This window comes from Allomuricauda sp. ARW1Y1 (genome assembly GCF_013407935.1).
Taxonomy (GTDB): Bacteria; Bacteroidota; Bacteroidia; order Flavobacteriales; family Flavobacteriaceae; genus Flagellimonas.
On the sequence record NZ_JACBZU010000001.1, the window covers coordinates 796216 to 811615 of the forward strand.

A 15400-nucleotide genomic window follows, 5' to 3' on the forward strand; every position below is an offset into this window, starting at 1 on the left:
CATACTAAAGTACCAAAAACACTTCAGATGAAGTTGAAAATCTGCTAAATGGGGAGAATATGAAGACTTTTTGCCTTTTGAACAGCTTGGGTTCTTCGCTTGGCGTCCAATTTGATCAAAAGATTGGAAACATGGGTTTTTATGGTGCTCTCCGAAACAAAAAGAGCACTGGCAATCTCCTTGTTGGAAAGTCCTTTTGAAATATGCACCAAGACCTGATATTCCCTTTTACCGATACCCAATTGTTCAATTTTCTTTTGATCGACAACACTGGGCCTTTCTTTGTGGAGTGCTTTTTTATTGATATATATCCCGATGCCAAAAAAGACTATGGCGATAACAGCAATTATTATTTCAGCTGAAATATCCCCGGAGCGATAGACGTGGTTGCTTAACTTGAAGAGTGCCAACAAGGATACGATAAGTGCCGAGAAAACAAAAATGGTTTTTTTCACCCATTAAAATTAACAAAATCTTGCTTTGACTTTGTCAACAATCGTCTGCGCCAATTTTTCCTTGCTTTCCACGGTCCATCCTGCCACGTGGGGTGTTAGGAGCACGTTATTTGCCTTGCGAAGGTATTTGAAGGCTTTTGGTTTTTTGGTGAACATGTTCTCAAAGGACTTTTGTTCATATTCGAGCACATCCAGTCCAGCGCCAAGCACCTTGCCTGATTTTAGCCCTTCCACCAAGTCTTTGGTGACCACACATTTTCCGCGGGCGGTATTTAACAACCAAAACGGTTTATGGAATTTTTCTATGAATTCGGAGTTGACCATTCCAATGGTTTCCTCGGTCTGGGGAACGTGCAAGCTCACCACATCGGATTTTTGTTGGAATTCCATAATCCCCACCTGCCGGGCATTGTCATCACTTACACCGCCCACAATATCGTAACAGATGACCTCTACATCAAAACCTTGCAATTTTTTTGCAAAGGCCTTGCCCATGTTGCCATAGCCAATGATTCCAACTGTTTTGCCTTCCAGTTCAACTCCCCTGTTTTGTTCACGTTTCCATTTGCCTTTCCGCACTTGGCGGTCGGCCTTGCCCATCTGGTTCATCAAGGAGAGTAGCATGCCAAGGGTATGTTCGCCTACTGCATTTCGGTTGCCCTCAGGTGCCGAGGCCAAGAAAATGTCCTTGTATTTGGCATAGTCTACATCAATATTTTCCAAGCCGGCGCCGACCCTTCCAATAAATTTGAGGTTGGTGGCCTTTTCCAGAAATTGTTGGTCGATGGTAAACCTGCTTCGGATGATGATGCCGTCGTATAGATGTATTTTTTTCTCTACTTGCTCCTTGGTAGAGCTGTAGTCTTCATGATTTTCGAACCCGAGCTCGGCAAATTGTTCCAAGAGCAGGGGATGGTTGGTGTCGAGGTGGAGAACTTTCATGGGAGCAAATATACGACTCCTATATTTTTGGGTAATGGGTTTGAGTTTTTTCATGGAGCACATTGCCCGTATGGGCGGTGCTCAATTTTTCAAAAAGGAGTACGTGCACCTCTTCCCCGTTCTTGGTCATGGGATTATGTTCCACACCTTTGGGGACTATAATGATCTCGCCTTCGTTCACCACTTCGGTCCTATCCCTAAACTGCATATAAAGGGTTCCTTTGATAACCTGAAACAGTTCATCCTCGTTTTTGTGGGCGTGCCAAACAAATTCACCTTGGAGTTTGGCCAAAAGGACCTGCATATCGTCCACTACGGCAATTTGATGCGGATGCCACTGTTTGGTAAACTCGGCATGTTTTTCTTTTAGGTTGATGGATTTCATGGCAAGATTTAAATTCCCAAAATGATTTTTGCAATCCAGAAATAAATGAGGATTCCAAAAATATCATTGCTGGTGGTGATAAATGGACCCGTGGCAATGGCAGGGTCAATATTTCTTTTATGAAGGAAGAGCGGTACAAAGGTGCCTATAAATCCGGCCACCACAATCACCACGATCAGCGAAAGGGATATCGCCAATGCCGTGTTAAAGGCTCCTTTCCAGACCCAAGTGAAGAGCATCAATAAAATAGCAAGGATAAATCCGTTTAAAAGTGCTAAGAGCATCTCCTTAAATAAGTGGTTCCTAACACTTCCCTTAAGGTCGTCGTTGGCGAGACCTTGCACCACAATGGCGCTAGATTGTACACCAACGTTACCGGCCATCGCGGCAATCAACGGAGTGAAATAGAACAATACGGCATGCTTGGCAATCATATCCTCAAAAGTTCCCATAATGGCTGCAGCGCCGAGTCCACCAAAAAGCCCCAAGATCAACCATGGAATACGGGCACGGGTGAGGATCCAAATACTATCGCTCACTTCCACATCTTGTGATATACCTGCCGCCATTTGGTAATCCTTATCGGCTTCCTCACGGATTACATCTACGATGTCATCAATGGTTATTCGCCCCACCAAACGTCCTATCTCATCCACTACGGGAATGGCTTCCAAATCGTATTTGGACATCACCCTCGCGACTTCTTCGCCCTTTTCGTTTACGTTGACGGAATCCACTTTGGGAATGTATATTTCCCTGATATGGCTCTTGGCGGGAGCAGTAAGCAAATCCTTTAAGGATAGCCTGCCTTTTAGCTTGTCTTCATCATCCACCACATAAATGGAATGTACCCGGGTTACATTTTCAGCTTGGGCACGCATTTCCTTCACGCAAGTGGTAACGGTCCAATTCTCATTGACCTTTACCAACTCTTTTGCCATAAGACCACCAGCGGAATCCTCCTCATAGCGCAATAGGTCCACAATGTCCTTGGCGTGTTCTCTATCTTCGATTTCCGAGATAACCTCTTGTACCAGCTCCTTCGGAAGTTCGTTGATGATATCCGCCGCATCATCGGTATCGAGCTCCGCCAACTCCCCTGCAATTTCCTTGGCGGTAAGGTTTTTAAGGACCGCCTCACGGATGTCCTCATGCATTTCGGCAAGAATATCCGAGGTTTTCTCGCTATCGAGCAGTTTGATGAGATAGGTAGCCTCTTCCACCTCCAGTTCGTCCGCTATCTCCGCAATATCGGCATAGTGGAACTCCTTCATTATGGTTTGAAGCTCGGCATCTTTGCTTTCCGCAATCAGTTGCCTGATTTCTTCTAAAAGTTCGTCTGTGAGTTTAAACGGGGTCATTGGCTATCTTCTGTGTCAACGTTACAAAGTCAGCTACACTTAGCTGTTCCGGGCGTTGGTCAAAGATAGCATCTTCTTTGAGATTATCAGAAAGGTTGAAGGTTTTAAGACTGTTGCGTATTGTTTTTCTTCTTTGGTTGAAGGCGGTTTTCACCACTTTAAAAAAGAGGCGTTCGTCGCATGGCAAGGTGAGTTCCTTTTTTCGGGTTAACCGTAACACTCCCGAATCCACCTTTGGTGGTGGGTCAAAAACCCCGGGCGGTACGGTAAAAAGGTACTCTGCATCATAATACGCTTGGACCAACACGGAGAGGATACCGTACGTCTTGTTTCCAGGGCCTTCGCAAATACGTTTGGCCACTTCTTTCTGGAACATCCCCGAAAATTCAGGAATCTGATGGCGCATTTCCAGCATTTTAAAAACAATCTGACTGGAAATATTATAAGGGAAGTTTCCTGTAATGGCAAACTGTTCCTCCCCATATAGCTCGGTCAGGTCAAATCTTAGAAAATCTGCTTCGACAATGTTCAAGCGGTTGTTTTGTTTCAGGATAGCGGCATGTTCTAACGGAAAGCTGTGGTTAAGATAGACGATGGATTCATCGTCCAAGTCCATGGCTACAAGGTCTAGGTCACGTTGCAGTAAATGCTTGGTGAGCACTCCCATACCAGGCCCTATTTCGAGTACGTTTTGATAGCCTTCCAGCGAAAGGGTCTGTGCAATTTTTTGTGCTACGGATTCATCTTTGAGAAAGTGCTGGCCCAAATGTTTTTTGGCCTTTACCGCGCCCTCCTCCTGGACTGGTTTGTGATCATGCTGGGGATTATGGGAATACTTCTTTTTTTTCTTTTTGGACACGGGAGCATTTTTTGGCAAGTTAGTTGGAATTTTCGACATAGATCCATGCTTTGGCTCCTGATTCCAAGGTGAAGAGTTCCCTTTTGTAGGCTTCGGTCTCGTAGCGGTCTGCCTTTTTCAGGTCAACGGCACTCACTTCATATGCCATGCCCTTTACTTTGTGTTTTGGGTTTCCGGTATGAGCTACTATGGGGTAACGTCCATAAACGGCATTTTCCATTTTTTGAAACCCGACAACTGCGTCAGTTTTTCCGTTGAGCCAGCGGCCAAAAACAGATTCCTGAACCTGTGGGTCCTGTAGGGTTCCATAGGAAAACAGATACTCCAATTGCTATGGGATTTGTTGACTGATGACTTCTAGCTCCGTTCTAAAGGCAACGAATTTATTGGGGAACATCTGTTGCGCATCGGCACGCAGACGGTCGGCATCCTCCTTGTAATAGGCTTCCAAGGTGGCCCTGTCCTGTGTGGTATATTGAACGGAGTAGGTAATACCGCCCATATCCTCTTCTACCAAGACCTTTACCATTTTGGCGTGGGAGAATTTCCCTGTGGCCAGCATATCGGGTAAGTGTTTGTCCTTCATCCATTCCAACCATTGGTCGTGGACACTTTCATCGATGTTGATGGTTACGTTGTATATGAGCATTTACTTTATCTGTTTAAGGGTGGGCGAAGTTAGTGTAATTCTGAGAAACCTCTTATAGAGATTCTCGCCATCGCGGGAATGACAAGGTGACTAGTTGATGGCATCCCCTCGAAGACGCCTGAAATTTTTTCGGGCCTGTGGAAAATAATAACTATCCTGATAGTTGTAGATGATTTTCTCATAATGGGTCTTGGCCTTTTCGGGCTCGTTCAGCGTTTTTTCATAGAGTTCTCCCAAGGCAAAATGGGCATCATCGGCTAAAATGCCATCACCATAAAATTCTACGATTTTTTGGTAGTTGAACTCGGCACCTTCATAGTTTTGCTGTTCCACCAAAAGTTCTGCTTGCTTCAACAAGGCCTCATCCTCGATTTTTTCCCCTTTGTGATTTTCCAAAATATCCTCGAGCACTTCAACAGCCTCTTTGTCTTTGTTTTGATAGGCCAATAAGTCGGCACGGGCATATTTTTTCAAAGCGGTCTGGGTAGAGTCCTCCAAGGAGTTGTCCGAAATCAACAAACTTAACTGCATGGCATCGTTGGCGATGAGCTGGGAGGTAGAACCGCGCAATACCTTAAGTTGGGTGAGCGCCCAATCAAAATCGCCTTTGTAAAAACTGGTCTGCGCCACTTTAAACCGTGCATCTTGCCCCAGCACATCGTTCTTCATGCTTTTTTGCACTTGGGTAAATAAAATCAAAGCTTCGTTAAACCGCTGGTCAAAAACCAAAATATCCCCCAGTGCCAATTTTAAATACGCCATCGTCATTTGGCCCATGGGTAGTTCCAAACTTTGCTTGAGCATGGCTATGGCCGGTTCTGGCTCTTCTTTTTTAAAGGTCAGGAAATTGGCGTAGGCCACCTGTAGTTGAAGCGTCCTGCTCTGGTTTCCGTACATTTCTACCAAGTCCTCAAATTTTTTCTCAACCGTTTGCAACACTTTTTCCGTGGGGTTTTCCAGAACAATGTCGATCAAGCTGAGTTCTGCATTGAGCCTGGTATTCGGATTCTCCGTGTTTTCCACAACAAACTCGTAGATGGATGTGGCCGTTTCCAGGTCTTTTTCTTCCATAGCGATACGGCCCAAATTTTCCAAACGGTCTATGGATTGTCCTTCACTTCGTTTGTAAATGGCTTTTTCTTGGCCAAAGGCGCTATTGTATTGTTTTTGTTGGACAAACAACCAGCTCAGTAGTTCGTTCCAAAGAATGTCCGGTGCCTTTTGGGCATTTTGCAACAACACTTTGCGTAGCAGCACATTGTTTTCGTTGGATGGGTCTTCGGAAATAAAGTCCTCAATGTTGCGGAGCACGTTGGAGCGGGAAGTGCGCCCTTCCCAAATCAAATTGAGATAGGACTGATACATTTTGGCAATGTCGCCCTGTTCACCATAAATTCTAGCTAATTGAAAATCATAGTTGAGGTCCGGTTTTAGCTCCATGGCGCGGTTGTAGGCTTGGATGGCATAATCCAATAGGGCATAGGTCTGAAACCGATAGCCCACACTGTATCCGTAGTTGGGGTTGTCCTCTATTTTTTGGATGGCCTTGTCGTAATAGGCATTGGCCTTTTCAGGTTCGTTCTTTAGGGTATGGTTATAGCCCAACTCAATAAAAAAGGTGGGGAAGGCATAACTATCTTCTATTTTTTGAAGTAAGAATGCTTCGGCCTCATCATAACGTTCCAATTGCTGGTAGCAGGCTACCAATCCCTCTGCATAATCTGTGCGTCTGGGATTGGTCTCCACCAATTTTTCGTAGAAGACCAATGCTTTTTCATAATCCCCATCTTGAAAGTATTGTTTGGCCAAGAAATCTTCTTGTGCCGACAACACGGTGCATGTAATTGCGAATATGAAAAATAAAAGGCGATGCAATTGCTTGTTTTATTTCAAATATAACGCAGAAATACGGGGGATTCTGTTAAGCGAATCCAAATAAATGCCTGAAAACCTTAATCGATGGTATCAAAACCGCAGTACGGAACCAAAACTTCGGGGATTTTTATCCCGTCTTCGGTCTGATAGTTTTCCAAGATACCCGCCAATACCCGTGGCAATGCCAAGGCACTTCCATTTAAGGTGTGGGCCAGCTGACTTTTCCCGTTTTCGTCCTTAAAACGAAGTTTCAGGCGATTGGCCTGAAAGGTCTCAAAGTTGGACACGGAGCTGATTTCCAACCAACGGTCTTGCGCGGTGGAGAATACCTCAAAATCAAAGGTCAGGGCCGATGTAAAACCAAGGTCGCCACCACAGAGACGCAAGATGCGGTAGGGCAATTTGAGTTCGCGAAGAATGTTTTTAACATGCTCCACCATTTCATCCAGGGCCTGGTAAGAGTTGTTGGGGTGCTCCAAGCGCACAATTTCCACTTTGTCAAATTGGTGCAAACGGTTCAAACCACGGACATGTGCGCCATAACTGCCTGCCTCACGTCGGAAGCAAGGAGTGTAGCCTGTGTATTTGATAGGGAAATCACCCTCTGCCAAGATATCGCCTCGGTGCAAGTTGGTCACAGGCACTTCGGCCGTTGGGATAAGGTATAGGTCATCCGCCTGTACGTGGTACATTTGCCCTTCCTTGTCGGGCAATTGACCAGTTCCGTATCCCGAGTCTTCGTTGACCATGAGCGGTACTTGTATCTCGGTATACCCAGCTTCTGCATTTTTATCCAAGAAGTAGGCGATCAAGGCGCGTTGCAAACGGGCACCCTTTCCTTTGTACACTGGAAAACCTGCTCCCGTGATTTTCACCCCAAGCTCAAAATCGATGATGTCATATTTCTTGGCCAATTCCCAGTGGGGCAATGCGCCTTCCACCAAGGTTGGAATATCACCTTCCCGGAATACTTCCTCATTGTCCTCTTCGGAATTGCCCGCTGGAACCGATTCGTGCGGAACGTTCGGAATCAAATATAGTTGTTGCTGAAGTTCATCTGCGGTAAGGTTGAGGTCATCGCCCAACTTTTTTGACGCTTCTTTAAGTCCAGCGGTTTTTTCTTTTAGAACATTCGCTTCCTGTGCTTTTCCTGTTTTGAAAAGGATGCCGATTTCTTTGGAGATTTTGTTGGATTCGGCCAGAGTAGCATCCAATTCTGTTTGGATGGAGCGTCGTTTTTCATCGAGTTCCAAAACCTTCGCAATCATCGGTGCTGCATCGATATTTCGCTTTTTTAAAGCGGTGATGATACTTTCCTTGTTTTCCCTGATGTTCTGTAGTTGAAGCATGGCCTAGTTTTGAGCCGCAAATTTAATCGAATCTGAACAAGTGCCCAATTTTATTCTTTGTTCGAGGGGAGAATCCAATCGTTATGGGAAAAATGGTTCCACGGAACACTGACCAAGTCCACTTTGGGGTCGATAAAGGTTTTGTATGGCCCTTGGTTGATTTTGACCTTGTTGTCCACAAATACCTGAATGTCCTCTCCTTTTTGGGCATACTCCTTTTTGAGGTGTTGGGCAAATTGCCAGATAAAATCGGGATAGCATTCCACTCTTCTTTCCTGTTTGTTGGTCAGATATTCATTAAGGTTGATGATGGTGGTGTCCTTACTTTGGGTGTTCACTACTTTGTAGGTGATTCTGCCCGCTCGGCTGCGAAGCATCATCCGCCAGCTCAGTCGATGGCCCTCCTCTGTCCAAAGTACGTCATCTGGGAACAGATGGTGCCGAAGAGGCAACAGCAATTGAATGAGGAAATAGATGCCCAGCACCGAAAGAATGATGTTCTTGCTTTTGGGGACTACGATTTTGGTGTCCGGTATGAATTTTTTGGTTTTCAAAAAGAGATTTCGAATGGTCTGTGGTTCAAAAAAGAAGACCGTAAAGGCCAAAGAGAGGTAGGGGAATATCCCGATTTGGAACACAATACTGTTGAACAGATGGAAAACGATGGAAAATACAAAAGCAATTTTGCGCGTAGGTTTCCAAAGTAGGGCGGGAACAATCAAAAGGTCGAACACAATCCCGAAAATCCCGACTATTTGATGCACCCATTTTTCTTGGAGTAAATCCCCGATCAGATAATAATGCTTTTTGGATTCCATCAACAGTTCCACGATACTGAAATCCAGCCAATCCCCATATAGTTTAGCCACTGAGGCATAGGTGTATACAATGAACAATTGCAGTATGATGGTCCATCGAATCCAGTTGTACATGGTTTGGGAACGCAGCCCAGGGTTGAGTTTGGCATCCAAAGAAGCATCCCTGTTAGCGGGAAAAATGGCCATGATGTATGCCAATAGCATCAAAAGATAGTAGTGGTTGTTGTAGGATGTTTTTTGCATGAGGTACACGCCGGACCACATGATGGCGAAGGCCAAGGCGCTGAATCGGTATTTGTACCCGAGGGCAATCAAGAGGCCCAAAGTGCCCATAACGGCAAAATAGATGTACATGCCATTGCCGGGCAGGGGCTGTAACCATTCAAACCCAATAAAGGAAAAAGTGAACTTGGGCTCCACCATGGTTCTTCGAACCCAGCCCGTGGCGATGGCTCCGTAGCATTCCGCAGCGACCAATAAGCCGTAGAATATTCGGAAAACCACCAGTTGGGCGTTGTCAATTTTCCGAAATAGAAATTGGGTGAACATTTATTTGGAAATTAGGTCCAAAGAGTGGTTTTTATCTTTCTTCAACTGTTCCTTCAATTCTTCGATCGAGTTAAATTTATGCTCATCCCTAATACGGTGCAATAGTGCTACCTGTATTTTTTTCTCATAGAGATTTCCGTCAAATTCAAAAAAGTTGATTTCGATGCTTTTTTTGGAACCGTCTACCGTGGGGTTGAAGCCGATGTTCATCATGCCGTAATACTCCTTGCCATCCAAATGGCTCTTTACCACATAGGCTCCGTTTTTTGGAATGAGTTTGTACTCTTCGGCAATGTGGAGGTTTGCGGTGGGGAAACCAAAATCCCTTCCTAGTCCGCGTCCTTTTTTCACCGTGCCCGTGAGCATATAAGCGTAGTTTAAGTAGCTATTGGCAGTTTCTACATCGCCATCCAACAACGCTTTCCTGATTTTGGTGGAGCTCACCGAAACGTCTTCGATTTCTTGGGCAGGAATTTCCTCTACCTCAAAATCGAAGGTATTTCCAAAGGAAATCAAGTCTTTGATATTGGCATTTCGATTGCGACCGAACCTGTGATCGTACCCAATGATGATTCTTTTGGCCTTGATGTTGTTCACTAAAATGTCCCTTACAAAGTCGATGGCCGATAGTCTGGAAAACTGTTTGGTAAACGGATGGATGATCAAATAATCCAGTCCCAAACCTTCCAAAATCTGCTTTTTCTCTTCGAGGGTGTTCAGCAGTTTGATGTCCACATCTTTTTGCAATACCATCCTTGGATGCGGGAAAAAGGTGAGGACCGTGGATTTGAGTCCGGTGTTTTTGGCATTGTTTGTGATGCGTTCCAATATCTTACGGTGGCCCAAATGCACACCATCAAATGTGCCGATGGTCACCACAGTTTGATGCGGAACTTGCTTAAAATGAGAAATGTTTTGGATTGTTTCCAACTGATTTAGAAATAAAAAAAGGCTTACATTTGAAAATATACTATGCCCTAACCGTGTATGAAAGCTAAGTTACATCTTGTTTTTTCAATAACCATATTTTTTAGCTGCTTTTGCATTTACGGGCAGCAGGGGTATTGGAAAAACGTTCCGAACCGGTCCGGACTTCGCGCCAGTTCCCTGAAGGATATTTCGGATGCCAAAAAAGTGTTCACGTTGGACAAAAGTGGCTTATCCAAAACAATCAATTCCGTTTCGGTGGCCAAAAGTTCTGCAACCACGGTTTATCTGCCCAATGGGGAAGGGGATGTAGTTCCGTTTTACGTGAAGGAAACGGCCGTGCTCCATCCCAATCTTTCCAAGAAATACCCGGCTATCAAATCATTTACGGGAATCAGCGCCGATGGTAAATACAAGGTGAAGCTGAGCAGTTCGCACAAAGGTATCCAAACCATGATGGTGAGTTTGGAGGACAGCCGAATCGCATTCATGGAGCCAGCCTCGAACGATTCGGATACTTATGTTCTTTATGATAAGGAAGCAGGTCTTTCCTCAAAAATGGATTTTATCTGTACAACCAGCAAGGACCTATTTGGAAATGCTTCAAAGTCATCCAATTTAGCAGGAAAAACCATAGTCCCTTTGGTAGATGACCAAGTGCTCAGAACGTATCGGGTGGCGGTGTCCGCTTCGGGAGAATATACCCAATACATGGGCGGCACGGTAGAAGATGCGCTTGCTGGCATCAATGCAACTTTAACCCGGGTCAACGAAGTATTCGAGACCGATTTGGGCGTCACCTTGGAACTCATTCCCAATAACGACCTGCTTATTTTTACCAATGCCAATACCGATCCTTTCAACAATAGTTTGAATTCTCAGATACAGTCCACTATCACATCGATTATTGGAGAAGAAAATTATGATGTTGGGCATTTGTTCCATCAAGTAGGCGTGGGTTTGGACAATGGTAACGCTGGTTTTATCGCCTCGGTCTGTGTGGATAATCGAAAGGGTAGTGCCTTTTCCGCCGCCAACGTCCCCGAAGGGGATGTGTTCGATTTGGATTACGTAGCACACGAACTCGGTCATCAATTTGGCGCCAACCACACGTGGTCTTTCGAATCTGAGGGAACGGGAGTTCAAGCGGAACCTGCCAGTGGAAGCACCATTATGGGGTATGCGGGCATTGTAGAAGGGAACAATGTTGCGCTGCAGGGCGATGATTATTTCCATTACAATAGCATACTTCAGATTTCTACCTATTTGGAGACCACTTCCTGTGCCCAAACCGAGGCAATCAGCAATGCACCGCCAGTTTTGGTACCGGTGAATGATTACACCATACCTAGAGGAACCGCCTTTGTTTTGGAAGGCAATGCGACCGACCCCGATGCAGGGGATGTGCTGACCTATACTTGGGAACAAATTGATGACGGATTGGTAACAACGGCATCTTTTGGCTCCTTGAACCCGAGCGGGGCCAATTTTAGGTCGTTGCCACCTTCAACCGATCCCAAAAGATATTTTCCCAGACTTTCCGAAGTTGTCCAAGGTAATTTGACGCAGGTAAATCCAGCCACGGGAGACGCTTGGGAAACGGTTTCCGAGATAGAACGGAACTTGAGATTTGCCTGCACGGTCCGTGACAACGCTGCTGGAGGTGGGCAAGTAGTTTCGGATGTATTGGATGTTCGGGTCATCAAGGCCGCAGGGCCTTTTATCGTTACTTCCCAAACTTCCGAAGAAACCTACGTGGCCGGCTCGGTACAAGAAATTACATGGGATGTGTCAAACACGGACATAGCTCCCATAAATGCGCAACAGGTGGATATTTTCCTTTCTTTGGATGGTGGACTGACCTATCCCATAACCCTTTTGGAAAACACCTTGAACGATGGTGCTGAAGAAGTGCTTCTGCCAGGAAATGTGACCAATACGGGTCGAATTATGGTAAAAGCCAGTAACAATATCTTCTTCGCTGTGAACAGCACCGATTTTACCATTGAACCATCCCAAATGGTCCTTAATTTTGAAAACTTGGACTATGAGGTTTGCCAGCCCGATGATTTGGTGATACCTTTTGTATACGAAACCTATGATGGGTTCAACGAGAACGCTACTTTCTCGGCTAACGTTCCTGCAGGCATGTCTGCCAATTTTTCTCCAACGAACGCAACCGCAAACAGTACGGATGTAGACCTTACGCTGTCCAATACCAACAGCGTTGCCCCAGGAACCTACGATATTGTGGTCACTGCGACCTCGGCTTCGGTGACCAAGAACATTACGCTTACCCTTCTGGTGCAGGATGGCAATTTTGCCGATGTGGCATTGCTCGCGCCAAGTGATGGAGAGGCGGGTGTGGCATTGGAGGCCTTGCTCAATTGGCAAGCTGACCCATCCTATTCGAATTATGATGTGGAAGTGGCGACCGATTTGGCCTTTACCAATGTGGTAGAATCTGCATCTTTGCCCTTTACCACCTATAAAGCCACAAATCTAGAGGCTGAGACCGAATATTTTTGGAGAGTGAGACCCAACAATGGTTGTGGTTCGGGAACTTTTGGAACACCTTTCAGCTTTACCACATCACAGGTAAATTGCCGAAATAGAAACGCAACGGATTTACCCATTACCATTGCATCATCGGGAACACCAACCATTACTACCTCCATCCTGTTTGTGGAAGATTTGCCCATTTCGGATGTCAATGTAAACTTGCAGCTAGATCATACCTATTTGGAAGACCTGATCATTACCCTTATCTCTCCTTCGGGAACCGAAGTGACCCTATTATCAAATAATTGTGGAGCTGATAACGATTTGAATGCAGTTTTTGACGATGATGGGGACCCCATTGTTTGTGGAGAAAACCCTGCAATTTCGGGAACTGTTGCGCCGATAGGATTTTTATCATCCCTGAATGGCGAGTCCATATTGGGCGAGTGGGTTTTGGAAATAGAAGATACCGCTGCGAGTGATGGTGGTGCCTTGGTCGATTTTTCCCTGGATATCTGTGTTGAGGGTAGTTATCGACCCGATGCTGATGAGGATGGCGTTTTTGATGATGGTGACGACCTCTGCTTGGGCACGCCAAAAGGTGTTGAGGTGAATACGAATGGCTGCGCGGTATATCGATTTGCTTCCGATAATTTTGAAATTGAAGTGATAAGCGAAAGCTGCCGTAGCAATAATGATGGTTCCATAACCATTACACCTTTGGACACCGCTGTCAATTACACAGCTGTTTTGAACGGTGCCAGTGGTTCGGAATCTTTTGAATTTACCAATTCGCAAACGTTTAGTAATCTGCCTGCAGGAGAGTATTCTTTGTGCATAAGTGGAACGGATGGATTGATAACGTATGAGGAGGTGTGTTTCGATGCTATGCTGACCCAACCCGATGTGCTCGATGTATCAGCATTGTTGGATGCTGGGGTATTGAACCTTGACCTGAACGGGGCTTCGTTTTACAATGTGGAGCTCAATGGTCTGGTTACCCAAACAGAGGCTTCCAAAATTCAACTTCCTTTGGAAAATGGTATCAACACCTTAAAGGTTTTTACCAATTTGCCTTGCCAAGGAAGTTTTGAAAAGTCTTTCTTTTATTCGGAAAGGCCTATTTTGTCACCAAACCCAGTGTACACCACGACCCAAGTGTACATGGCCGGATTTGAAGGGATTGTGGGAATCCAACTGTTCACTGCCAATGGTAAGTTGGTCCGCACGGAACGCAGAAGGGTATTTGGTGAGGATTTGGAGTTGGATGTGTCCACCTTGCCCAAAGGGCTATATTATTTAGGTCTGGAAAAATCCGGTAAAAAGGAAATGTTTAAACTGATCAAGGAATGATTCGGAAGATAATTTATTTGAGCCTTTTGGCATTATTGGTTTCCTGTGGTGGGGACGATGGACCTCCCCCAGCACCTGAAGGTGCCACTTTGGTTTTCCCTGAAGAAAATTCAGAGTGTACCACGGGAACGGATATTAATGAGACCTCATCCCAGGTCACTTTTAGATGGAATGCGTCCAAAAATACAACTAGGTATACGCTTTCTGTCATCAATTTAAATACCAATTTGCCCCAGACCATTTCCACGGCTTCCACTTCAGCAAGTCTAACCATCACCAAGGGAACCCCTTATGCTTGGTCGGTCACCAGCCAAAACACCGAATCTGATCAAGTGGCTTCTAGCGAAACATGGCTTTTTTACAATGCTGGATCACAGACCACCTATGTTCCTTTTCCTGCACAATTGGAAAATCCTAGGTCGGGAGCAACGGTCCAGAAGGATATTGCCAACGAAGTAACCTTGGAGTGGGCAGGTGCCGATGTGGACAATGACATCGACTTCTTTGAAGTATTTTTCTCGGAAACCAACCCTCCGGAAACATCGGTCAGGGTAACCAATGCGTCTACCATGGAACTTCCCGTAGGTGTTGAGTCGGGTACGGTGTATTACTGGCAAGTGATCACTACCGATTTGGAAGGGAATGTTTCCAGTTCCAGTGTATTCGACTTTAAAGTTCTCTAACTTATTTGCCGTTGAATTGATTCATGGTGTTTTTGGCACCAGCGAAGACGAACGATCGCACGAGGTCCGCAGATTTTTGCAAACGTTCGGGCATGGATTTTTGTTGGTCATCATCCCATTTGCCCAACACATAATCCACTTGTTGTCCCTTTCCAAAATCCGAACCTACGCCAAATCTAAAACGGTTGTATGTGGTAGTCTGTAGCACATTTTGAATATCCTTCAAACCATTATGGCCGCCATCGCTACCCTTGCCCTTTAAACGAAGCGTTCCAAAAGGAAGGTTGATATCGTCGGTAATGACCAAGAGATTTTCCATAGGGACACTTTCCTTGTCCAGCCAATACTTCACAGCCTTACCGCTTAAGTTCATATAGGTGGACGGCTTTAGGCAGATAAGGCTTCTTCCCTTGTGCTTAAAAGTGCCCACGGCACCAAGTTTGGCACTTTCGAATGTGAAACTCTCCTGTTCGGCCAAAAAATCAAGGACTTTGAACCCGATATTGTGACGGGTGTCCTCGTATTCAGCACCTATGTTTCCAAGACCAACGATCAAAAATTTTTTCATGGGTTCTGTTTCTTGAAGCAGTTGTTTTGAAGAGCCAAAAAGCTGTTTGATAAAATGGAGCATCAGCCAAAATGGATTTGCCCAAAAATACAAAAGCATCCCAAATTTTTACCGAGGTAAAAGCG

14 protein-coding genes are annotated in these 15400 nt (G+C 45.3%); 2 read left to right on the forward strand and 12 right to left on the reverse strand.

What is annotated here, in order from left to right:
• Positions 1-44: 44 nt before the first annotated feature.
• From GGE08_RS16165 to GGE08_RS03700, 11 genes are all read right to left on the reverse strand, one after another.
• Positions 45-455, reverse strand: coding sequence for a LuxR C-terminal-related transcriptional regulator (locus GGE08_RS16165; protein ID WP_179383530.1), 411 nt, complete (start codon positions 453-455; stop codon positions 45-47).
• A gap of 9 nt (positions 456-464) precedes the next feature.
• Positions 465-1397: a 2-hydroxyacid dehydrogenase gene (locus tag GGE08_RS03655; protein WP_179383531.1), complete on the reverse strand. Its 933-nt coding sequence runs from the start codon at positions 1395-1397 to the stop codon at positions 465-467.
• Between the two features lie 19 nt (positions 1398-1416).
• On the reverse strand, positions 1417-1782 hold the full coding sequence (locus GGE08_RS03660) for a cupin domain-containing protein (RefSeq protein WP_179383532.1): 366 nt from the start codon (positions 1780-1782) through the stop codon (positions 1417-1419).
• Between the two features lie 8 nt (positions 1783-1790).
• Positions 1791-3143, reverse strand: coding sequence for a magnesium transporter (gene mgtE / locus GGE08_RS03665; protein WP_179383533.1), 1353 nt, complete (start codon positions 3141-3143; stop codon positions 1791-1793).
• Positions 3130-4002, reverse strand: coding sequence for a 16S rRNA (adenine(1518)-N(6)/adenine(1519)-N(6))-dimethyltransferase RsmA (gene rsmA, locus GGE08_RS03670; RefSeq protein WP_179383534.1), 873 nt, complete (start codon positions 4000-4002; stop codon positions 3130-3132). The genes mgtE and rsmA overlap by 14 nt, the downstream gene beginning before the upstream one ends.
• A gap of 19 nt (positions 4003-4021) precedes the next feature.
• Positions 4022-4330, reverse strand: a complete 309-nt coding sequence (locus GGE08_RS03675; protein ID WP_179383535.1) for a gamma-glutamylcyclotransferase family protein — start codon at positions 4328-4330, stop codon at positions 4022-4024.
• Between the two features lie 3 nt (positions 4331-4333).
• Positions 4334-4651: a DUF4286 family protein gene (locus GGE08_RS03680; RefSeq protein ID WP_179383536.1), complete on the reverse strand. Its 318-nt coding sequence runs from the start codon at positions 4649-4651 to the stop codon at positions 4334-4336.
• A gap of 90 nt (positions 4652-4741) precedes the next feature.
• Positions 4742-6484 (reverse strand): tetratricopeptide repeat protein, encoded by a 1743-nt coding sequence (locus GGE08_RS03685; protein WP_313790885.1) that lies wholly within the window; start codon positions 6482-6484, stop codon positions 4742-4744.
• Positions 6485-6603: 119 nt separating this feature from the next.
• Complete coding sequence (gene serS / locus GGE08_RS03690; protein ID WP_179383537.1) at positions 6604-7875, reverse strand: serine--tRNA ligase; 1272 nt, start codon at positions 7873-7875, stop codon at positions 6604-6606.
• A gap of 50 nt (positions 7876-7925) precedes the next feature.
• The gene (locus GGE08_RS03695) at positions 7926-9242 is read right to left on the reverse strand and encodes an HTTM domain-containing protein (RefSeq protein ID WP_179383538.1); all 1317 of its coding nucleotides are present in this window, start codon (positions 9240-9242) and stop codon (positions 7926-7928) included.
• The gene (locus tag GGE08_RS03700; RefSeq protein ID WP_179383539.1) at positions 9243-10172 is read right to left on the reverse strand and encodes a bifunctional riboflavin kinase/FAD synthetase; all 930 of its coding nucleotides are present in this window, start codon (positions 10170-10172) and stop codon (positions 9243-9245) included.
• Positions 10173-10229: 57 nt separating this feature from the next.
• Here GGE08_RS03700 and GGE08_RS03705 point away from each other — a divergent pair, with 57 nt between their 5' ends.
• Both GGE08_RS03705 and GGE08_RS03710 read left to right on the forward strand, forming a co-directional pair.
• Positions 10230-14024, forward strand: a complete 3795-nt coding sequence (locus GGE08_RS03705; protein WP_179383540.1) for a reprolysin-like metallopeptidase — start codon at positions 10230-10232, stop codon at positions 14022-14024.
• The gene (locus tag GGE08_RS03710) at positions 14021-14707 is read left to right on the forward strand and encodes a hypothetical protein (protein WP_179383541.1); all 687 of its coding nucleotides are present in this window, start codon (positions 14021-14023) and stop codon (positions 14705-14707) included. Before GGE08_RS03705 ends, GGE08_RS03710 begins: the two co-directional genes overlap by 4 nt.
• 1 nt (position 14708) lies before the next feature.
• Here the strand turns inward: GGE08_RS03710 and pth are convergent, their stop codons facing one another.
• Positions 14709-15338 carry an aminoacyl-tRNA hydrolase gene (pth, locus tag GGE08_RS03715; protein ID WP_179383542.1) on the reverse strand — a complete coding sequence of 210 codons (630 nt, stop codon included), beginning with the start codon at positions 15336-15338 and terminating at the stop codon, positions 14709-14711.
• Positions 15339-15400 lie beyond the last annotated feature (62 nt).

Bases quoted from the DNA above. Each gene is read 5' to 3' on its own strand.
- GGE08_RS03705 (WP_179383540.1), top strand. From the start codon at position 10,230: ATGAAAGCTAAGTTACATCTTGTTTTTTCAATAACCATATTTTTTAGC.
- pth (WP_179383542.1), bottom strand. From the start codon at position 15,338: ATGCTCCATTTTATCAAACAGCTTTTTGGCTCTTCAAAACAACTGCTT.
- GGE08_RS03655 (WP_179383531.1), bottom strand. From the start codon at position 1,397: ATGAAAGTTCTCCACCTCGACACCAACCATCCCCTGCTCTTGGAACAA.
- GGE08_RS03680 (WP_179383536.1), bottom strand. From the start codon at position 4,651: ATGCTCATATACAACGTAACCATCAACATCGATGAAAGTGTCCACGAC.
- GGE08_RS03695 (WP_179383538.1), bottom strand. From the start codon at position 9,242: ATGTTCACCCAATTTCTATTTCGGAAAATTGACAACGCCCAACTGGTG.
- GGE08_RS03710 (WP_179383541.1), top strand. From the start codon at position 14,021: ATGATTCGGAAGATAATTTATTTGAGCCTTTTGGCATTATTGGTTTCC.
- GGE08_RS03660 (WP_179383532.1), bottom strand. From the start codon at position 1,782: ATGAAATCCATCAACCTAAAAGAAAAACATGCCGAGTTTACCAAACAG.
- serS (WP_179383537.1), bottom strand. From the start codon at position 7,875: ATGCTTCAACTACAGAACATCAGGGAAAACAAGGAAAGTATCATCACC.
- mgtE (WP_179383533.1), bottom strand. From the start codon at position 3,143: ATGACCCCGTTTAAACTCACAGACGAACTTTTAGAAGAAATCAGGCAA.